Source organism: Pseudomonas marginalis (assembly GCF_008692035.1).
GTDB classification, from domain to species: Bacteria; Pseudomonadota; Gammaproteobacteria; order Pseudomonadales; family Pseudomonadaceae; genus Aquipseudomonas; species Aquipseudomonas marginalis.
On the sequence record NZ_VTFG01000001.1, the window covers coordinates 611,041 to 629,411 of the forward strand.

Here is an 18,371-nt window from a genome sequence, read left to right on the forward strand (position 1 = left end):
ACATCATCGTGCGAGGCTGGAATGGCAAAATCGGGGCGCAACGATGCACCCTTACCTGGATGTGACTAGGCATAGTTATGACTTCAGTGGACGCTGGGAAATGTACGTTTGCTTGCCATCATCAACGTTCCGGGGACGCGTTCAGCGGTGCAACACAGCAGGCTGCACCGATGAAAAGCCGCCGAAATCGTTGATGTAGGTGAAACTCACCCGTGCATCGGCAGGTATTGCCTTCGCGGCTTTCGGCACCGGTACCTTCAACGTGCCTCCTGGTTCCACCATCCCTTCCGGCAGGATCAGTTTTTTCGCGTTTGGATCGGCGCCCATGAGCAGGGCAATGTCGTTGAAGGTGACGTGATACGCCGATGGGTTATGCACCTGTATCTCGTTGCCCTGGGCGACCCGCGCCAGGGACCAGCGCAACAGCCCGGGCGCCTCCTCGGGTGTTCCGGATAACTGCGCCGGACGAAAAAACACTTTGGTGCGGATACGGAACGCGAACTTGAAGTGGTTCCGCTGATCGTCTTCAAGCGTGGGATCAAACTCACTGGTCGCACCAGGGACCTCAAGTACATTCAACCAGAACAGCGACTCTCTATCCGCAGGCAGCGGTGCCTTGGTGTAGGACAGGCGCATGGACTGGCTTTTGCCTGAGTCCAGGCGAAATACCGGCGGAGACAGCACGAAAGGCACATCGCTCAGCGACGGCGCTGCCTCTGGGTCACCGGCGTCCAGCCATGCCTGGACCAGGCGGGGTGCATGTTTGTCATCATTGGTCACTCGTAGGGTGACCTCGCGTCGCTGCTCGGGGTAAATCTGTCGCGTACCGTCGATAACCACGCCCGCGTGCGCCATGTGCGAGGCCATCCCCAAGGACAGGCTCAGCGCCACGCACATCGCTCGACGACTTAAGATCATCAGTAAATCCTGCATCGGGTAATCCTTGATAACAGTTGTCCTGCGCCCGACCGCCGGGTCGAGCGAGGATCTCAGGCGATGGTCATCTGCGTGGCTGCATCAAGGAAAGGTGACCGAGTACTGCACACTGCTGGTGACATTACCCGCGCCCGCCGCGCCACCGTTGGCGATATAGCGTGCGTAGAACGGCAAGGTCGCCAGGCCATTGGTAACGGTGGCAACGGTCGAGTTGTTGCCGGTGCGCAAGTCCATCGGCGTGGAGGTCGCACCATCGAGGATTTGTACCTCAACCCGCGAGGCCGGCGTTGCCGTGGCCGTGTTACGCAGGTTGCCGGTTGCCGGGTTGATGCCAGGGCTGGTCGGCTCATAACGTACGGCGACCTTGGTACCGTTCGGGCATCCGCCCGAGCCGCCGACATAGACAAAGTAGCGCTTGGCGCCGGCCGTATCGCCTGCGGCCTTGAGGGCCGAGGTTTGCACTCGGTCAAGCACTACCGGGAAGTTGGCGCCCGAACCTGGCGAGGCCCCGGTACCGCCACTGATGGTGCAGGTGGTGCCACTGACCGAGCCCGTGATCGTGATGGTACCGTCTGCCGCATAAGCGGAGCTGGCGGCAAAGCCGCAAAAGGCCAGCACTGCAGCCGCCAGAGTTTGTTTTGTCATAGTCAGTCTTTCCTTAAAGTTGGGTTCGCGGAATGCACGGTTGCGACACAGGAGAACATCAGCTCTTGCGCCCCCCATGTGTGGATATCGCGATCAATCGGGTTCCCAGGCCTGGAAAAGTCGTTTGTTTCAAGCTCGTTCTGAATTGGCAGGCAAAAAAAATGCTCCGTACCTTGGGATACGGAGCATGTTCGTCAAGCACCTGGGCAGCCTGCCAGGCCCCACATGGATCAGTCGGCGGTCAACACACCACGACGTACCTGGTCCCGCTCGATGGACTCGAACAGCGCCTTGAAGTTGCCCTCGCCAAACCCATCATCGCCCTTGCGCTGGATGAACTCGAAGAACACCGGGCCCATCAGGGTTTCCGAGAAGATCTGCAGCAACAGGCGCTTGTCGCCTTCGATGGACGAGCCGTCCAGCAGGATGCCCCGCGCCTGCAGCTGATCCACCGGTTCGCCGTGGTTCGGCAGGCGACCTTCGAGCATTTCGTAGTAGGTGTCCGGCGGTGCGGTCATGAAGCGCATGCCGATCTTCTTGAGTGCGTCCCAGGTCTTGACCAGGTCGTCGGTGAGGAACGCGACGTGCTGGATGCCCTCGCCATTGAACTGCATCAGGAACTCTTCGATCTGCCCGGCGCCCTTGGACGACTCTTCGTTCAGCGGGATGCGGATCATGCCGTCCGGGGCGCTCATGGCCTTGGACGTCAGGCCGGTGTATTCGCCCTTGATATCGAAGTAGCGCGCTTCACGGAAGTTGAACAGTTTCTCGTAGAAGCCGGCCCAGTAGGCCATGCGCCCGCGATAGACGTTGTGGGTCAGGTGATCGATGACCTTGAGGCCGGCGCCTTGCGGGTTGCGCTCGACGCCGTCGAGGTAGACGAAGTCGATGTCATAGATCGAGCTGCCCTCACCGAAACGGTCGATCAGGTACAGCGGCGCGCCGCCGATGCCCTTGATGGCCGGCAGGTTCAGCTCCATCGGGCCGGTTTCGATATGGATGGGCTGGGCCCCCAGTTCCAGGGCGCGGTTGTAGGCTTTTTGCGAGTCCTTGACGCGGAACGCCATGCCGCACACCGACGGGCCATGCTCGGCGGCGAAGTAGGAGGCGATGCTGTTGGGCTCGTTGTTGAGGATCAGGTTGATCTCGCCCTGGCGGAACAGTTGGACGTTCTTGGAGCGGTGATTCGCGACTTTGGTGAAGCCCATGATCTCGAAGATCGGCTCCAGGGTGCCCGGGGTCGGCGATGCGAATTCGATAAATTCAAAGCCCATCAGGCCCATTGGGTTTTCATAGTGGTCGGTCATGGCCGGCGCCTCATCATTCTTGTGGGTAGCAATTGGTTATGTGCGAGCAAGGATGAGGTCGGAGGGCGGCGCGCAGGAAAGGCCTCGCACACTGCGGGCGAGGAAGTCACCAAAGATGAGGGGGGAGCCGAGTAGCTTCATGGTTACATCAGTCTCTGACGGCCGAGGCTTGCGTGAGCGCAAGTCCATATTCTTGTATGCGTAAATCGATTCTACACAGCGTAACTGCATTTGTCCGTACTCTTATCAAATCCCCATTGCCCTGGGCTGTGCAAGGGGTTTGTTGCACAGGTAGATCCCCAGCAGGATGACGGCCCCGCCCGCCAGGATGGGCGCCGTCAGTTGCTCCCCCAGCAGCAAGACACCGCAGATCACCGCCGTCAGCGGGTTGAGTGCGATAAACACGCCGGAGCGCGTCGCGCCGATACGCCGGATGCCGTCGTAGTAACCGATATACGCCAGCGCCGAGCCCAACACGCCGAGATAGGCCAGGCAGAGCCACTGGGTGAGTTGCAAGCGGCCGAGCGCTTCTACGCTGACGCTTGCGGTGACAAACGCGGTGCAGGTCAACATCAACGTGCCCAGCAGCACCGACCACGTGACCGTCTGCAATGGCCCCAGGCTTTGGTTGAGCCCCCGCGCGCACAACGAATAAACGCCCCACCCTGCCACACAACCCAGGATCAGCAGGTCACCGATCCAGGCATCGGCGGTGGCCTGCAACAACTGCGGGTTACGACTGACAATGACCGTCCCGGCACCGACCAGGCACAACAGGATCCCCAGCAGCTTGATCCGACTCAGCCGCTCCTTGAATAACAGCCAGCTCGCCAGGCCGATCACCGCCGGGTTCAACGCCACGATCAACGAAGCCCGCGACGCATTGATGTACTGCAACCCATAGAAGAAGCACAGGTTGTAGAAAAAAATCCCGCAGAAGCCCAGCACCGCCAGTTGCGCAAACTGCCGAAGGTTCGGGCGTAACAGTCGAATACGCGCGCAGGCCATGAACAGCAACAACGCCAGGCTGGCGAGGATAAAACGCAGGCTGGCGGCCAGCAGCGGATTGAGGTGGTCGGCCAGGAAGCGCCCGGCGACAAAGGTGCCGCCCCAGATCATGATGACGACGGCGAGTTTGCAATAAGTCAGGTAATCGGAGGCGGGATGCATGGGGATGGCTCTAGGTACGGAGAGAATTGACGTATTCTTCAGCTAATATCTGATCATCGTAAAATGAGCTTTCACTCATGACCCTGACCCAATTGGAAATCTTCTCGCTGGTCGCCGAGCTGCAGGGCTTCACCAGTGCCGCCCACCGCCTGGGCATCAGCCAGTCGGCGGTGTCCCATGCCATCAAGGCCCTGGAGCAGGAGCTCGGTGTGGAGCTGTTTCGCCGCCACCAGTCGCAGGTAGAACTCAGCGACATCGGCCGGCAATTACTCGGACGTGCCCGTGCCATGCTCGGCCTGGCCAACACCCTGCAACAAGAAGCGGCCGATGCCCGGGGCATGCGGCGCGGTACCTTGCGCATCGGCTCGTTCGGGCCGACCGCGTCGATTCGCCTGCTGCCCGCCATCCTCAGCCAGTTTCGCAGCGCCCATCCGGGGATTGAGGTGCATGTGGACGAAGGCCCCGACCGCCAGGTGCTGCAGTGGCTGGATGAGCGACGGATCGATGTGGGCTTTGTGGTGCTGGAACAGGAGCGCTACGACACCTTTGCCGTGTTCGAGGACCAGATGGTGGCGCTGCTGCCGGCAGATCATCCATTGGCTGCGCGGGACACCCTGGCCCTGCAGGACTTGTGCGACGATGCCTTTATCCTGACCGAAGCCGGCTCCTCGGAACTGGTCACCCGCCTGTTCGACGCCGGACAACTGCGACCAAGGATTCGTTATCGCTGCGCACAACTGCTGAGCACCCTGGAAGCGGTCAGCCGTGGCGATGGCCTGAGCATCGTCGCCGAAGCGTCGCTGCCCCAGGCACTTGATATGCGCTATGTGAAGCGACCGCTCTCGCCCCGTGTGCCGCGCCAGATCGGCCTGGCGGTGCTGGATCGTCGGCAGTCGTCACCGGCCACCCTGGCCTTTATCGAGATTGCGCAAGGCCTTGTCAGGGCGAGCAAATTCCAAGCGGGCCATCTATCATCGGAACATTCCCCGCCGGCCTGCCGGTAAAGCCCTCTCCCTGCGCAACAGGCCTGAACCCATGCCCCTCACTGTCAAAGGCCCGCGAAGACTTCTTACCCGCTATGCGATCAGCCTGTTGGCGGGTGTGCTGCCGATCCTGCTGGGTGCGGCCATCCTGTATTGGCAAGCCGAACGCACCCTCGAACAAAGCACGGCGCAAACCGCCCAGGAAGCCGTACGTCAATTCGACCTGATGCTCGACAATACCGCCCTCGCCGCCCAGGCCTTGCTGCCCCTGGCCGGACAACCGTGTGACAGTGGCGCGCAACTGGCGTTGCGTGAACAGGTCACGCGCCGGCCGTTTGTGCGGGCGACGACCTTGTCCTGGCAGAAAAACATCTATTGCAGCTCCCTGTTCGGCAGCAACTACGAGTCACCGGTAAACCCGGATGACTACGTCGATGGCCGCCTGTGGCTGATGAACGGCAACCCGGTTACGCCGGATACCGCGCTGCTGGTCTACCGCCTGGTCGACGGGGACAAAGCGGCGTTTGCCTCGATCGACGGCTATCACCTGACCAACGCCCTGCGCCTGATCAGCCGCTATGCCCAGCTTGTGCTGCAAGTCGGGCCTCACTGGCTCGGCGCCGATGGCAACGTGCACGACACCGCCGTCCCGGTATTTGCCGTGGCCCATCATCATCTGGCGTCCGAGCGCTATCGCTACAGCGTCGACGCCGGCATGCCGGCCGGTGAGGTGTGGCGCTATATGCAGGCACGTTACCCGGCGCTGTTCAGCCTGGTGGTGTTCTTTGGCGTGCTCGCGGGCCTGCTTGCGCACTGGCTGCAAAAGCGCTCCTCGGCGCCCACCCATGAGCTGCAGCGGGCGCTGGGGGCCAATGAGTTCATCCCGTACTTCCAGCCGGTGGTGCGCGGTGACACCCGCGAATGGGCCGGCTGCGAAGTGCTGATGCGCTGGCAGCACCCCAAGGAAGGCCTGGTCCGGCCCGATCTGTTTATCCCGCTGGCCGAACATTCCGGCCTGATCGTACCGATGACCCGCGCCCTGCTGCGCCAGACCGCCGTCCAACTGGCGCCCCATGCGACGCAGTTCACCCCGGGCTTCCATATCGGCGTGAATATCACCGCGCGCCATTGCCACGACCTTGCACTGGTGGAGGATTGCCGTGAATTTCTCGCCGCCTTTGCGCCGGGCCAGGTGACCTTGGTGCTGGAGCTGACCGAGCGCGAGTTGATCGAGCCCACGGATATTACCCGTCGACTGTTCGACGCCCTGCATCAACTGGGCGTGATGATTGCCATCGATGACTTTGGTACCGGTCACTCCAGCCTGGGTTATTTACGTAACTTCAATGTGGACTACTTGAAGATCGACCAGAGTTTTGTCGCCATGATCGGTGCCGATGCACTATCGCGGCATATTCTGGACAGCATCATCGAATTGTCCGGCAAGCTGGACCTGGGCATCGTTGCCGAGGGTGTAGAGACTGCCGAGCAGTGCGAATACCTGGCCGCTCACGGCGTGGATTTCCTCCAGGGCTACCTGTTTGGAAAGCCATTACCCAGCGATGAATTCATTAAAAATCTGGCCAGCCATTCAATAGCCATGCACTAGCGGCGTTGAAATAATGTTAATACGACAAAAGACGTGATTTACTCGTGGCGGATTAACTACTACAATTTTTCTTGCCTGTGCAGAACTCGCAGGACGACTTCTTCTGTGAGTCGCCTTAACGCTATTGGCTTATAGCTTTGTCTGTAGTTGACATCAGCCAAATACACTATTGGAGTATAGATTTTGTCCAGACTCGCCGAATTTCGCGCAGCAGAAAAAGCCCTTCAAGAGCAGCTCGCCCAGCTGGAGTCCCTGAAGAACGACGCCGGCCTGAAGAAAGAAATCGAATTCGAAGAAAAGCTTCAAGGACTGATGAAAACCTACGGCAAAGGCCTGCGCGACATTATCCTGATCCTTGATCCAAACCCGGGCAAGACCAGCGCTGCCGCCGCCAGCGCACCCAAACAGCGCCGTGCGCGCGTGGTCAAGGTTTACCACAACCCGCACACTGGTGAACTGATCGAAACCAAGGGCGGTAACCACCGTGGCCTCAAGGCCTGGAAAGAACAGTATGGCGCGGCCACTGTAGACTCCTGGCTTCGCGGCTGATCGCAGCGCACTAACAAAGAGCCCCGCACATGCGGGGCTTTTTTATTCAAGGGCTCGAAACCGAACTTAAATAACATTTCACCTTGTTGAGAATCGACGGGCGAAACGCACTTAAAGTTTGAGGCTGGCGCGCACCGAACTGACTTCATCCTTGCTGGCTTCGTAAGCGTCGGCTTGACCCGCGTATGAAAAAACATACGCTTTATCGGTATCAACAGCCCCCACCAATGTTTGCGAAAGGACGTGCCGTCCATTCTCGGTAATCACACAGGTAGTTTCCACGGCCTCAAGGCGACTCAGTGTTGTCGAGTGCATCTTGCTGCACACACTTTGATAACCGCCCTGGGCAAAATCCTTCTGGATGGACTTGCGCATCTCCAGCAATACGCCCTGAAGATTAACGTTATGCCCGGCCTCGATCGGCGTCCCCGTCAACTCCATCACCATCAATGTGTTGCCATTTTCGTCGTTCTTGATCGCACGCTGCCGCGAGACCGGCTGCGGGGTGGCCGGCGCGGCGCCGTCGGGCACCACTTCCTCGACCTGCCAGCCGCTGGGCCAGTGAATTTCCGGGTCGCCCGCCCACACCCAGGGGCTGGCCAACAGCAAACACAGAGCGCTCAACAGCGGTATACGACATTCGATCATTGCAAAAGACACCCAAGGTTCAAGCGACAAAGTGTGAGCCCCGCCACCGGCCGGTCGCAAGACCTGCGCGCGCTTTTTCATTTGGCGCAGCAAGCGGGCCTTGCGTATCATGGCCCGGCTGCACGGACGCCAGCCGCAAGCCAAGGGAACGCTCCTCGCACCTGGAGCCGCGTTTGCCCCATTTTTTTCTGGAGGGCCCATGAGCCTGCACGAACTGAACACCTTCCCGGGCGTCACCGCCCAACCCGATACCGCCACCTCGAACTTCGTGTTCAACCACACCATGCTGCGGGTCAAGGACATCACCAAGTCCCTGGACTTCTACACCCGCGTCCTGGGTTTTTCCCTGGTTGAAAAGCGCGACTTCCCGGAAGCCGAATTCAGCCTGTACTTCCTGGCCCTGGTGGACAAATCCCAGATCCCGGCCGACGCCGCCGCGCGCACCCAATGGATGAAGTCGATCCCGGGCATCCTGGAACTGACCCACAACCACGGCACCGAAAACGATGCCGACTTCGCCTACCACAACGGCAACACCGATCCACGGGGCTTCGGCCATATCTGCATCTCGGTGCCCGATATTGTCGCCGCATGCGAACGCTTCGAAGCATTGGGCTGCGATTTCCAGAAACGCCTGAGCGATGGCCGCATGAAAAGCCTGGCGTTCATCAAGGACCCGGATGGGTACTGGGTTGAGATTATTCAGCCAGCACCGCTGTAAGTTTCTAACGCACAACGAAAAACCCCATGATCACTCATGGGGTTTTTCGTTTCAGGACCTGGGCTTAGGCCGGAGCGGAGGTACGGATCAAGTGATCGAAAGCACTCAGGGAAGCCTTCGCGCCCTCGCCTACTGCAATCACGATCTGCTTGTACGGCACGGTCGTCACGTCACCGGCGGCGAATACCCCTGGCAGTGAAGTTTCGCCACGGGCATCGACAATGATCTCGCCACGGGGGGTCAGTTCCACAGTGCCTTTAAGCCAGTCGGTGTTGGGCAGCAAGCCGATCTGTACAAAGATGCCTTCCAGGTCGAGGGTCTTGAACTCACCGGTATCGCGGTCCTTGTAGGCCAGGCCTGTCACTTTCTGGCCATCACCTTTGACTTCACTGGTCAGCGCGCTGGTGATCACGTCAACGTTAGGCAGGCTGTACAGCTTGCGCTGCAATACCGCATCGGCGCGCAGCTTGCTGTCAAACTCCAGCAAGGTCACATGGCTGACGATACCGGCCAGGTCGATGGCTGCTTCAACACCGGAATTACCGCCGCCGATCACCGCCACACGCTTGCCCTTGAACAACGGACCATCGCAGTGCGGGCAGAAGCACACGCCCTTGGCCTTGTATTCCTGCTCGCCCGGCACCCCCATTTCGCGCCAGCGGGCGCCGGTGGCCAGGATCACGGTCTTGGACTTGAGGGTCGCACCGCTTTCAAAGCGAATTTCGTGCAGGTCACCGGGATTCTTCGCCGGCACCAGGCTGCTGGCGCGCTGCAGGTTCATGATGTCCACGTCGTACTGACGCACGTGGGCTTCCAGGGCGCTGGCCAGTTTCGGCCCTTCGGTTTCCTGCACCGAGATAAAGTTCTCGATGGACATGGTGTCCAGCACCTGGCCGCCAAAGCGTTCGGCGGCAACACCGGTGCGGATGCCTTTACGTGCGGCGTAGATGGCGGCTGCGGAACCGGCTGGGCCACCGCCGACGACCAGCACATCAAAAGCCTCCTTGGCGCTGATTTTCTCGGCGGCTTTTTCAATGCCGCTGGTGTCGAGCTTGGCGAGGATTTCTTCCAGGCCCATGCGGCCCTGGCCGAAGTTCACACCATTCAAGTAGACGCTCGGCACCGCCATGATCTGACGCTCGTCGACTTCAGCCTGGAACAGCGCGCCGTCGATGGCGACGTGGCGGATATTCGGGTTGAGCACGGCCATCAGGTTCAGCGCCTGGACCACGTCCGGGCAGTTCTGGCAGGACAGCGAGAAGTAAGTCTCGAAGCTGAACTCGCCTTTAAGGGCGCGGATCTGTTCAATCACTTCGACACTGGCCTTCGACGGGTGGCCACCGACTTGCAGCAGGGCCAGCACCAACGAAGTGAATTCATGGCCCATGGGGATGCCGGCGAAACGCAGGCTGATATCGGCACCCGGGCGGTTGATGGAGAACGATGGCTTACGCGCATCATCGCCATCGGTCTTCAGGGTAATCAGCGTGGTGAGGCTGGTTACGTCCTGCAGAAGGGCGAGCATTTCCTGGGATTTCGCGCCGTCGTCGAGGGAGGCGACGATCTCGATCGGCTGGGTGACCCGTTCCAGGTATGACTTCAACTGAGCTTTAAGATTGGCGTCCAACATACGGGCGATTTCCTATTAATTCGGTTTATTGCAGACAAAAAAACGCCCGAGCGACTATCGCCCGGGCGTTTTGAGGGCGGATGCAGCTTACTTAAGTGCGGAGTTCCGCCCTTGATACGTCTTCACAGACTTAGATCTTGCCGACCAGGTCCAGGGACGGCGCCAGAGTGGCCTCGCCTTCTTTCCACTTGGCTGGGCAGACTTCGCCTGGGTGGGCAGCCACGTATTGAGCGGCCTTGATCTTGCGCAGCAGCTCGGAAGCGTCACGGCCAACACCGCCGTCGTTCAACTCAACGATCTTGATCTGACCTTCCGGGTTGATCACGAAGGTACCGCGGTCAGCCAGGCCAGCTTCTTCGATCAGCACGTCGAAGTTGCGGGAGATGGTCAGGGTCGGGTCGCCGATCATGGTGTACTGGATTTTGCCGATGGCTGGCGAAGTGTTGTGCCAGGCAGCGTGGGCAAAGTGGGTGTCGGTGGACACGCTGTAGATTTCCACGCCCAGTTTCTGGAATTCGGCGTAGTTGTCAGCCAGGTCTTCCAGCTCGGTTGGGCAAACGAAGGTGAAGTCGGCTGGGTAGAAGAACACGACCGACCATTTGCCTTTCAGGTCAGCGTCGGTCACATCTACGAAGTTGCCGTTTTTGTATGCAGTTGCTTTGAACGGTTTTACTTGGCTGTTGATGATAGGCATCGTTGACTCTCCGTCAGGGGTTAAGAAGTTGATGAGGTGAATCCTACCCACTCTCCCGGCGGATGGCTCATTGGCAAACCTGATGCTGACGATTGGTTTTCCCTATCAGGTGACGGTATTAATAGAAGAAATCTCAAAGCAGCGGTTGAGTAGCCAATGTCATGCCGAGAAAGGGCGTCGCTTCAACATAGCGCATGGCGGATTTCATGTCGCTCCAGCCGACGTAACTCATCAACGACTTCAAGTCCCACCCGCTGGAATGGGCCCAGGTGGCAAAGCCCCGGCGCAGCGAGTGACTGGTGTACTGCTCGGCGGCGATGCCCGCACGCTCAAGCGCCTGGCGCAGCAGCGGTATCACGCTGTTGGGGTGCAAGCCCCCCTCCCCCAGGTTTCCCCAGCGATCGATACCGCGGAATACCGGACCGCGCACCAGGGCCGAGGCGCTGAGCCATTCGCTGTAGGCCTGCACCGGGCAGAGGCGCAGCAGCGCCGGCGTGTGATAGGTCTTGCCGAGGTTGTCGCGGTCACTTTTGCTGCGCGGCAGGTACAGGCGGATGCCTGCACCGGGTGTGGCCTGTACATGTTCGATGCTCAAGCGACACAACTCATCGCTGCGAAAACCACGCCAGAAGCCCAGCAGAATGAGTGCAGTGTCACGCCGGGCCCGCAGCAATCGCGGCTGGTCATGTGCCTCAACGGCCTCTCGCGCTTCAGCCTCGAGGGAGGCCACGACCTGCTCCAGATGCCTGAGCTGCAACGGCTCGGCCTGCTTCTCCTGCGCCGGGTGCACGGCACGAATGCCCTTGAGCACCTTGCGCACCACCGGCGCTTTCGTCGGATCGGGAAAGCCCTGGCTGGTATGCCATTGCGCCAATGCCGAGAGCCGCAACTTCAAGGTGTTGACTGCCAGCACGCCGGCATGCGCCACCAGGTAACGAGCCACGCTATCGCTGGTGGCCGGCAGAAATCCGCCCCAACTGACTTCGAAGTGTTCGATCGCCGCACGATAGCTGCGGCGCGTGTTATCGCGGGTGGCGGCGTTGAGGTAAAGGTCCAGATCGCTCATGGGAGGCCTATTTGTACTGCTGGCAGAGATGTAAGCGCTCCAGTCGCTTATGACACGGGATAATACGCCAATATCCCATCTGTTAAATCATGAATTTGAACAGGTTTTTATTCGTGATACAGTATGTATCTACATAATACATACCACAGTACTAAATCGACGGAGACCCCATGGCTCGCGGCGGCATTAATAAAGCAGTAGTTCAAACGGCACGCCTGGCGATCCTCGCCCGTGGCGAGAACCCCAGCATCGACGCGGTACGCATCGAGATGGGCAATACCGGCTCGAAAACCACTATTCACCGCTATTTGAAGGAGCTGGACGACAGCGAAGCCCGCCTGACCATCACCGAAGCGCCGATTGACGACGAATTGGGCGAACTGGTTGCACGCCTGGCGCAGCGCTTGAAGGACAAGGCTCAAGAGCCGATTGACCTGGCCCTGGCGCAGTTCGAACAGCAAAAAACCGCCCTGCTCGCCCAGATCGAGGCGCTTGAAGAAGCTCACGGCGAACTCAAGCAACAATTCGATATTCAGGCGGCTGCACTGGCAGAAGAAAGCGCTGCCCTGCAAACCACCAGTACCAGCCTGCAAACTGAACAAACGCGCAACGCCGGCCTCAGCCAGGCCTGCAGTGATTACGAACTGCGGATCAATGACAAGGATGAGCAGATTCGCTCGCTGGAAGAAAAGCACCTGCATGCCCGCGAGGCACTGGAGCACTATCGCAATGCGATCAAGGAGCAGCGCGAGCAGGAGCAACGGCGCCACGAAGGCCAGCTGCAGCAAGTACAGGCAGAGCTGCGCCAAGCCCAGCAAAGTGCAATGGTTCGCCAGGACGAAATTACCCAGTTGCACCGCGACAACGAGCGCCTGCTGATCGAGCACCGAGTGACGGCAAAGGAATTGGCTGCGCTGCAGGAGGAAACCCGCAAAGGTCAGGCCCAGCAACTGAAACTGAGCGAACACGTGAGCCAGATCGACAGCGAGCGCACTCTCCTTCAGGAGCGCCTGCGGGTGGCCTTGCTTGAAAGTGAGTCACGCCAACAAGCGCTGGCTGAGCACGGGCACACCAACAAGCGCCTGGAACTGGAGCTTATGAAGGCCCACGCCACTATCGAAGCGTTGCGCCTGGCCGCCGCCGTTGCGACGGCGCCAGAGGCAACACCGCCAGCCTGATCAGTCAGCCACAGGCGTGCGCATGGTGACGAACTCTTCCGCCGCCGTGGGATGCACGCCGATGGTTTCATCGAAGTGCTGCTTGGTCGCGCCGGCCTTGAGCGCGATCGCCAGGCCCTGGACGATCTCGCCTGCGTCCGGACCGACCATGTGGCAGCCCAACACCTTGTCGGTGTCGGCGTCGACCACCAGTTTCATCAAGGTTTTTTCCTGGCACTCGGTCAAGGTCAGCTTCATCGGGCGGAACCGGCTTTCGAAGATCTGCACCCTGTGTCCGTTCTTCTTCGCCTCCTCCTCCGTCATGCCGACCGTACCGATATTCGGCAGACTGAATACCGCTGTCGGAATCATCGCGTAATCCACCGGGCGGTAGTGCTCGGGCTTGAACAAGCGACGCGCTACGGCCATGCCCTCGGCGAGGGCCACCGGCGTCAGTTGCACACGGCCGATCACATCACCGATCGCCAGGATCGACGCTTCGGTGGTCTCGTACTGGTCGTTCACCTGGACGAAACCGCGCTCATCCAGTTTCACGCCGGTATTTTCCAAGCCCAGGTTATCCAGCATCGGACGCCGGCCGGTGGCATAGAACACGCAATCGGCCTCCAGCACGCGACCGTCTTTCAAGGTCGCCTTGAGGCTGCCATCGGCTTGCTTTTCAATGCGTTCGATGTCCGCATTGAATTGCAGGTCGAGGCCGCGCTTGGTCAACTCTTCCTTAAGGTGTGTGCGCACTGAACCATCAAAGCCACGCAGGAACAGGTCGCCGCGATACAGCAATGACGTCTGCGCGCCCAGGCCATGGAAAATCCCGGCGAACTCAACCGCGATATAGCCGCCACCTACCACCAGCACACGCCTGGGCAACTCTTTGAGAAAGAACGCCTCATTGGAGCCTATGGCGTGCTCACGTCCCGGAATATCAGGAATCTGCGGCCAGCCCCCGGTAGCGATCAGGATGTGCCTGGCCGTAAAGCGCTCGCCATTGATTTCCACCTGGTGCGGATCAACCAGGCGCGCATGCCCCTCATGCAGGGTCACGCCGCTGTTGACCAGCAGGTTGCGGTAGATGCCATTGAGGCGATTGATCTCGCGATCCTTGTTGGCGATCAGGGTCGCCCAATCAAAACTCGCTTCACCCAGGGACCAGCCAAAGCCACTGGCTTGCTCGAAGTCTTCGGCAAAATGTGCGCCGTACACCAACAGTTTCTTCGGCACGCAGCCAACGTTTACGCAGGTACCACCCAGGTAGCGACTTTCCGCCACGGCCACCTTGGCCCCAAAGCCCGCAGCAAAGCGCGCCGCGCGAACACCGCCGGAACCGGCGCCAATTACATACAGGTCAAAATCGTAGGCCATTTCATTCTCCTCGGCAGGACATCAGCATACCGACTTACATGGGACTGAAAAACGAAAAAGCCACCCGAAGGTGGCTTTTTCAAAGGCAGGCCTGCGTGAATCAGTAAGCCTTGCCGGTCTTGTAGAAGTGCTCGTAGCAGAAGTTGGTGGCTTCGATGTAGCCTTCGGCGCCACCGCAGTCAAAACGACGACCCTTGAACTTGTAGGCGATCACGCAGCCGTCTTTGGCCTGCTTCAACAGGGCGTCGGTGATCTGGATCTCGCCACCCTTGCCTGGCTCGGTTTCTTCGATCAGCTTGAAGATGTCCGGGGTCAGAATGTAACGACCGATGATCGCCAGGTTCGACGGTGCATCTTCAGGCGCCGGCTTCTCGACCATGTCGCGTACGCGGATCAGGCCATCACCAATGTCGTCACCGGCAATCACGCCGTACTTGTTGGTCTCTTGAGGATCGACCTCTTGAACCGCAACGATGGTGCAACGGTATTTCTGGTACAGCTTGACCATCTGGGTCAGTACGCCGTCGCCTTCCAGGTTCACACACAGGTCGTCCGCGAGTACTACGGCGAACGGCTCGTCACCGATCAATGGGCGGCCGGTCAGGATGGCGTGGCCGAGGCCTTTCATCTGGGTCTGGCGGGTGTAGGAGAACGAGCACTCGTCCAGCAGCTTGCGGATGCCGACCAGGTATTTTTCCTTGTCGGTGCCCTTGATTTGGTTTTCCAGCTCGTAGCTGATGTCGAAATGGTCTTCCAGTGCGCGCTTACCGCGACCGGTGACGATAGAGATTTCGTTCAGACCGGCATCCAATGCCTCTTCGACGCCGTACTGAATCAGTGGCTTGTTTACCACCGGCAGCATCTCTTTGGGCATGGCCTTGGTCGCTGGCAAGAAGCGAGTGCCGTAACCGGCTGCTGGGAACAAGCATTTCTTGATCATATAAGTCCTTACAAAGGGCTGTGCGTACGGAATTCGGCGCAGTCTAATCAGGCCGCAGTCACCTTACAATGGGTCCTGCTGGCGTTGCGATGTCATCATAGAGAAAAAATGTCGGCGTAAGTTCCGCAGATCTCACAAAGAGCAGCCCCGCCTGCACGCTAAAAAAGTCCGTCCCCTCATGTTTAAAGGGGTTGCAACCCTTTTAACACGCTTTTCAGCCCAGAACACTGACTTGGAATAACTTGCGCGGTCCTGGAACATTTGGCGCTATCATTGCATCCTTGAATCAGACCACGAGATTGTTAATAGATGTCAGAACCAAAAGGCGTGAACGGCTACCTGATCACCAAGCGAGCAGACGGCTGGCACCTGATCAATTTCCATGGAGACAGCGTCGCGGGCGTTTTCGAGACCGAAAGCATGGCGATCGCGGTCGCCGAAGTGTTTGTTGACGAAGCGGGCCACGCGTCGAGCAAAAGGCCGAAGGGCAAGTAAGCCTGCAGCCCTGCGCCAAAAGCCCCGACTCACGGGGCTTTTTTGGTTTTGCCTGTACCTAGATGGCAGTTCGCTATAATCTTCAAGAAACGCCCCACGACAGTGTCAGCGCCCCTCCCACACCCTCGACGACGAACACACATGAACAAATTTCTGGCACTGACTGCGGTACTGGCACTCGCCGGCTGCACCACCACTTCCGATGTCTACCTCAAGAACGGCGAGCAAGGCCTGACCATCGACTGTTCAGGCGAAGCCAACTCCTGGGCCAGTTGCTACGAAAAAGCCGATGCCTCCTGCGCAGGCACCGGCTATCGCATTGTCGGCACCGAGGGCACGCCATCACTGAAGGAAAGCGACAAGACCCTGGGCCAGGATGTGGGCAACTACAAAAGTCGCAGTGTGGTGGTGGTCTGCAAATAACCCCAGGGGTTACAGGTGGATCTCGGCGAATTTGATCCCCAGTTCCCGAAGGATTTCGCTCAGCTCGTCAAGACTGGCAAAGGATTCGACTTCATCCTGATCATCCACCAGAAAAAAGCTGCGACCGCCGCTTTTCTTGAAGAAGACGATCCATTCGCCCAGGTCGGCGGGGTTCTGGATGACATGGGTGGCCGAGATTTCACCCTCGGCATGGCGGGCCTTGACGTGTTCACGCTTCATATCGGCTTTCCCCAGCGGCCTCAACCGGAAATGCACTCTTCCCCGGCTTTTTTCACATCACCCGGGCGGATCGGCACGTTGGACATGCTCTCGTAGAGCTTGATGCTGCTACCGCTGGAGCGCTCTTCAATTTCGAAAATAGCCGAAGGATCGGCGGAAAATTTCTGCGGCACGATAACCTGCACACCATCTTTATGCGGTTCAATCTGCGGCGGCCGACGAGTAGCCGACAGTTTCCTTACCACACACGCGGCATACTCCTGGGGTTTTTTCCCGGAAATGACGGCCAACGTCGGCGGGGTCTGCTTGATATCTGCAACCGAAGCACACCCACCTATCGCCAAGGCCAGAACCAACACACTCCACTTCATACAAAACCTCCAATAAAGACCCTACGACAGCGGAGATGGTAATTTTCTCCCGCCCACGTAGGATTTATCCCTGATAACTCGGTAAATAACTGTTTTAAATTGTCGACGCCATTGAAGACGGGCCGATAATAAACGCGCTGGGGCTGATAAACTCTATCTTAACCTACGTATCATTCTGATTTTGCAGAAAAAGCCCTTCTGGAGACACCCTCATGAAATTTATCCACCAGCGCGAGCACCTCAACGAGGGAGACATTGTCGTCATCGAATGCTCGCAGACTTGCAATATTCGCCTGATGAGCGACGCGAACTTTCGCAGCTTCAAGAATGGCGGTCGCCACACATACCACGGCGGCGCCTTCGACACGTTCCCCGCCAAGATCACCGCACCCAGCACCGGGTTCTGGAACATCACCCTGGACGTGGTGACGCGTCGCGCGATCAGCGTCACCCGCAAGCCGGCGCTGTCCCACAAGATTCGCATCGTACGTCGCACCAGCACCAAGCTGAGCTGACTCGAAGACGCCAGAGGAAATCACCGTGACTGCTACCACCAAATACGTAATCAAGTACAAGCTCAACGGCGAACGCCGCTTCGAGTTCGCCCAACTGACGAACAATAGCGTGGAAGAGGCCTTGCAGGCCTTGGCGAAAATCCACGATGCCAGCGATGTCATCACCGACATCAACGTGAGCAAGGCGCTGTAAGGCAATGCCCGGCCCCACTGATGACCTGTTCGCCGATGACGCCCTGCAACAACCCGCAGCACGTGAGCAGATCGGCGAACAGTCCTACGTGCTAAGGGGCTATGCCCTGCCCTGGATTGAGCGCCTTCTGCCAGAACTGCGTCGTGTGCTGGCGCAATCGCCATTTCGGCAAATGGTTACGCCCGGTGGCTTTACCATGTCGGCGGCCTTGAGCAGTTGCGGCGCGCTGGGCTGGACCAGCGACACCAGCGGCTACCGCTACACGCCCCTGGACCCTCGCACCCGGCAACCCTGGCCAGCGCTGCCGGACACCTTGCGCCAACTGGCCATAGAAGCCGCGGCAGACGCCGGGTTTGTCGACTTTGCCCCCGACGCCTGCCTGATCAACCGTTATGTTCCGGGCGCGAAAATGTCCTTGCACCAGGACAGGAATGAACGTCGCTACAGCGAGCCCGTCGTGTCGATATCCCTTGGGTTGCCGGCAGTTTTCCTGTTCGGTGGCCACGCCCGCAGCGACAAGACCCGCAAGGTCTCGCTGTTCCATGGTGACGTGGTGGTCTGGGGCGGGGTCGATCGGCTGCGTTTTCATGGGGTGATGCCGATCAAGGAAGGCGTGCACCCGATCATGGGCCCGCAACGTATCAACCTCACTTTTCGCACCGCCGGCTGATTTGACCGCAAGCTTCGGAGTGCCAGGCC

General features: G+C 59.1%; 22 protein-coding genes. 10 read left to right on the forward strand and 12 right to left on the reverse strand.

Features of this window, described 5'->3' with window-relative positions:
* Positions 1–141: 141 nt before the first annotated feature.
* From FX984_RS02485 to FX984_RS02500, 4 genes are all read right to left on the reverse strand, one after another.
* Positions 142–933, reverse strand: coding sequence for a fimbrial biogenesis chaperone (locus FX984_RS02485; protein ID WP_223841590.1), 792 nt, complete (start codon positions 931–933; stop codon positions 142–144).
* Positions 934–1,017: 84 nt separating this feature from the next.
* The gene (locus tag FX984_RS02490; protein WP_027606578.1) at positions 1,018–1,581 is read right to left on the reverse strand and encodes a fimbrial protein; all 564 of its coding nucleotides are present in this window, start codon (positions 1,579–1,581) and stop codon (positions 1,018–1,020) included.
* 230 nt (positions 1,582–1,811) lie between these two features.
* A complete protein-coding gene (gene hppD, locus FX984_RS02495) occupies positions 1,812–2,888 on the reverse strand; it encodes a 4-hydroxyphenylpyruvate dioxygenase (protein WP_027606579.1) in 1,077 nt (358 codons plus the stop codon).
* A 246-nt stretch (positions 2,889–3,134) separates the two neighbouring features.
* Positions 3,135–4,058: a DMT family transporter gene (locus FX984_RS02500; RefSeq protein WP_146476325.1), complete on the reverse strand. Its 924-nt coding sequence runs from the start codon at positions 4,056–4,058 to the stop codon at positions 3,135–3,137.
* A gap of 77 nt (positions 4,059–4,135) precedes the next feature.
* Between FX984_RS02500 and FX984_RS02505 the strand changes: the two genes are divergently transcribed.
* The 3 genes from FX984_RS02505 to FX984_RS02515 all read left to right on the forward strand — a co-directional run bounded on the left by FX984_RS02505 (position 4,136) and on the right by FX984_RS02515 (position 7,199).
* Positions 4,136–5,062 carry a LysR family transcriptional regulator gene (locus tag FX984_RS02505; RefSeq protein ID WP_146476324.1) on the forward strand — a complete coding sequence of 309 codons (927 nt, stop codon included), beginning with the start codon at positions 4,136–4,138 and terminating at the stop codon, positions 5,060–5,062.
* A gap of 31 nt (positions 5,063–5,093) precedes the next feature.
* Positions 5,094–6,650: an EAL domain-containing protein gene (locus tag FX984_RS02510; RefSeq protein WP_092357962.1), complete on the forward strand. Its 1,557-nt coding sequence runs from the start codon at positions 5,094–5,096 to the stop codon at positions 6,648–6,650.
* Positions 6,651–6,833: 183 nt separating this feature from the next.
* On the forward strand, positions 6,834–7,199 hold the full coding sequence (locus FX984_RS02515; RefSeq protein WP_027606583.1) for a histone-like nucleoid-structuring protein, MvaT/MvaU family: 366 nt from the start codon (positions 6,834–6,836) through the stop codon (positions 7,197–7,199).
* 111 nt (positions 7,200–7,310) lie between these two features.
* On the opposite strand, the gene FX984_RS02520 is transcribed toward FX984_RS02515, so the two are convergent.
* Positions 7,311–7,847 (reverse strand): DUF4946 domain-containing protein, encoded by a 537-nt coding sequence (locus FX984_RS02520; protein ID WP_092357960.1) that lies wholly within the window; start codon positions 7,845–7,847, stop codon positions 7,311–7,313.
* 199 nt (positions 7,848–8,046) lie between these two features.
* Here FX984_RS02520 and gloA point away from each other — a divergent pair, with 199 nt between their 5' ends.
* The gene (gene gloA / locus FX984_RS02525) at positions 8,047–8,568 is read left to right on the forward strand and encodes a lactoylglutathione lyase (protein WP_027606585.1); all 522 of its coding nucleotides are present in this window, start codon (positions 8,047–8,049) and stop codon (positions 8,566–8,568) included.
* Between the two features lie 64 nt (positions 8,569–8,632).
* Here gloA and ahpF read toward each other — a convergent pair whose 3' ends face one another.
* The 3 genes from ahpF to FX984_RS02540 form a co-directional block, all read right to left on the reverse strand.
* Entirely contained in the window at positions 8,633–10,198 is a 1,566-nt protein-coding gene (ahpF, locus tag FX984_RS02530) for an alkyl hydroperoxide reductase subunit F (protein WP_027606586.1), read from the reverse strand.
* Positions 10,199–10,328: 130 nt separating this feature from the next.
* The gene (gene ahpC, locus FX984_RS02535) at positions 10,329–10,892 is read right to left on the reverse strand and encodes an alkyl hydroperoxide reductase subunit C (protein ID WP_003173835.1); all 564 of its coding nucleotides are present in this window, start codon (positions 10,890–10,892) and stop codon (positions 10,329–10,331) included.
* A 133-nt stretch (positions 10,893–11,025) separates the two neighbouring features.
* Positions 11,026–11,958 (reverse strand): site-specific integrase, encoded by a 933-nt coding sequence (locus tag FX984_RS02540; RefSeq protein ID WP_027606587.1) that lies wholly within the window; start codon positions 11,956–11,958, stop codon positions 11,026–11,028.
* Positions 11,959–12,128: 170 nt separating this feature from the next.
* Here FX984_RS02540 and FX984_RS02545 point away from each other — a divergent pair, with 170 nt between their 5' ends.
* Positions 12,129–13,136 carry a DNA-binding protein gene (locus FX984_RS02545; RefSeq protein ID WP_027606588.1) on the forward strand — a complete coding sequence of 336 codons (1,008 nt, stop codon included), beginning with the start codon at positions 12,129–12,131 and terminating at the stop codon, positions 13,134–13,136.
* Here FX984_RS02545 and gorA read toward each other — a convergent pair whose 3' ends face one another.
* Both gorA and galU read right to left on the reverse strand, forming a co-directional pair.
* Entirely contained in the window at positions 13,137–14,495 is a 1,359-nt protein-coding gene (gorA, locus tag FX984_RS02550; protein WP_146476323.1) for a glutathione-disulfide reductase, read from the reverse strand.
* A gap of 100 nt (positions 14,496–14,595) precedes the next feature.
* Entirely contained in the window at positions 14,596–15,435 is an 840-nt protein-coding gene (galU, locus tag FX984_RS02555) for a UTP--glucose-1-phosphate uridylyltransferase GalU (protein ID WP_003212579.1), read from the reverse strand.
* A gap of 309 nt (positions 15,436–15,744) precedes the next feature.
* On the opposite strand from galU, the gene FX984_RS02560 reads away from it, so the two are divergent.
* Positions 15,745–15,930 (forward strand): hypothetical protein, encoded by a 186-nt coding sequence (locus tag FX984_RS02560; RefSeq protein WP_017528082.1) that lies wholly within the window; start codon positions 15,745–15,747, stop codon positions 15,928–15,930.
* A 141-nt stretch (positions 15,931–16,071) separates the two neighbouring features.
* Entirely contained in the window at positions 16,072–16,353 is a 282-nt protein-coding gene (locus FX984_RS02565) for a hypothetical protein (protein ID WP_027606590.1), read from the forward strand.
* Positions 16,354–16,362: 9 nt separating this feature from the next.
* Here FX984_RS02565 and FX984_RS02570 read toward each other — a convergent pair whose 3' ends face one another.
* Both FX984_RS02570 and FX984_RS02575 read right to left on the reverse strand, forming a co-directional pair.
* Positions 16,363–16,593, reverse strand: coding sequence for a hypothetical protein (locus FX984_RS02570; RefSeq protein ID WP_027606591.1), 231 nt, complete (start codon positions 16,591–16,593; stop codon positions 16,363–16,365).
* A 20-nt stretch (positions 16,594–16,613) separates the two neighbouring features.
* A complete protein-coding gene (locus FX984_RS02575; RefSeq protein WP_027606592.1) occupies positions 16,614–16,964 on the reverse strand; it encodes a hypothetical protein in 351 nt (116 codons plus the stop codon).
* A 212-nt stretch (positions 16,965–17,176) separates the two neighbouring features.
* Between FX984_RS02575 and FX984_RS02580 the strand changes: the two genes are divergently transcribed.
* From FX984_RS02580 to alkB, 3 genes are read left to right on the forward strand one after another with little or no spacing between them, the layout of a single operon-like run.
* Entirely contained in the window at positions 17,177–17,479 is a 303-nt protein-coding gene (locus FX984_RS02580) for a DUF1883 domain-containing protein (protein WP_027606593.1), read from the forward strand.
* A gap of 25 nt (positions 17,480–17,504) precedes the next feature.
* A complete protein-coding gene (locus tag FX984_RS32365; protein WP_092357951.1) occupies positions 17,505–17,672 on the forward strand; it encodes a hypothetical protein in 168 nt (55 codons plus the stop codon).
* A gap of 4 nt (positions 17,673–17,676) precedes the next feature.
* Positions 17,677–18,342: a DNA oxidative demethylase AlkB gene (gene alkB, locus FX984_RS02585; protein ID WP_027606594.1), complete on the forward strand. Its 666-nt coding sequence runs from the start codon at positions 17,677–17,679 to the stop codon at positions 18,340–18,342.
* Positions 18,343–18,371: the final 29 nt, after the last annotated feature.

Excerpts from the sequence above, each read along its gene's own strand:
- FX984_RS02510 (WP_092357962.1), top strand. The coding sequence starts at position 5,094 with ATGCCCCTCACTGTCAAAGGCCCGCGAAGACTTCTTACCCGCTATGCG.
- FX984_RS02545 (WP_027606588.1), top strand. The coding sequence starts at position 12,129 with ATGGCTCGCGGCGGCATTAATAAAGCAGTAGTTCAAACGGCACGCCTG.
- FX984_RS02520 (WP_092357960.1), bottom strand. The coding sequence starts at position 7,847 with ATGATCGAATGTCGTATACCGCTGTTGAGCGCTCTGTGTTTGCTGTTG.
- alkB (WP_027606594.1), top strand. The coding sequence starts at position 17,677 with ATGCCCGGCCCCACTGATGACCTGTTCGCCGATGACGCCCTGCAACAA.
- FX984_RS02580 (WP_027606593.1), top strand. The coding sequence starts at position 17,177 with ATGAAATTTATCCACCAGCGCGAGCACCTCAACGAGGGAGACATTGTC.
- gloA (WP_027606585.1), top strand. The coding sequence starts at position 8,047 with ATGAGCCTGCACGAACTGAACACCTTCCCGGGCGTCACCGCCCAACCC.
- FX984_RS02500 (WP_146476325.1), bottom strand. The coding sequence starts at position 4,058 with ATGCATCCCGCCTCCGATTACCTGACTTATTGCAAACTCGCCGTCGTC.
- FX984_RS02485 (WP_223841590.1), bottom strand. The coding sequence starts at position 933 with ATGCAGGATTTACTGATGATCTTAAGTCGTCGAGCGATGTGCGTGGCG.
- ahpF (WP_027606586.1), bottom strand. The coding sequence starts at position 10,198 with ATGTTGGACGCCAATCTTAAAGCTCAGTTGAAGTCATACCTGGAACGG.
- FX984_RS02540 (WP_027606587.1), bottom strand. The coding sequence starts at position 11,958 with ATGAGCGATCTGGACCTTTACCTCAACGCCGCCACCCGCGATAACACG.
- FX984_RS02575 (WP_027606592.1), bottom strand. The coding sequence starts at position 16,964 with ATGAAGTGGAGTGTGTTGGTTCTGGCCTTGGCGATAGGTGGGTGTGCT.
- ahpC (WP_003173835.1), bottom strand. The coding sequence starts at position 10,892 with ATGCCTATCATCAACAGCCAAGTAAAACCGTTCAAAGCAACTGCATAC.
- FX984_RS02570 (WP_027606591.1), bottom strand. The coding sequence starts at position 16,593 with ATGAAGCGTGAACACGTCAAGGCCCGCCATGCCGAGGGTGAAATCTCG.
- hppD (WP_027606579.1), bottom strand. The coding sequence starts at position 2,888 with ATGACCGACCACTATGAAAACCCAATGGGCCTGATGGGCTTTGAATTT.
- gorA (WP_146476323.1), bottom strand. The coding sequence starts at position 14,495 with ATGGCCTACGATTTTGACCTGTATGTAATTGGCGCCGGTTCCGGCGGT.
- FX984_RS02560 (WP_017528082.1), top strand. The coding sequence starts at position 15,745 with ATGTCAGAACCAAAAGGCGTGAACGGCTACCTGATCACCAAGCGAGCA.
- galU (WP_003212579.1), bottom strand. The coding sequence starts at position 15,435 with ATGATCAAGAAATGCTTGTTCCCAGCAGCCGGTTACGGCACTCGCTTC.
- FX984_RS02490 (WP_027606578.1), bottom strand. The coding sequence starts at position 1,581 with ATGACAAAACAAACTCTGGCGGCTGCAGTGCTGGCCTTTTGCGGCTTT.
- FX984_RS02565 (WP_027606590.1), top strand. The coding sequence starts at position 16,072 with ATGAACAAATTTCTGGCACTGACTGCGGTACTGGCACTCGCCGGCTGC.
- FX984_RS02505 (WP_146476324.1), top strand. The coding sequence starts at position 4,136 with ATGACCCTGACCCAATTGGAAATCTTCTCGCTGGTCGCCGAGCTGCAG.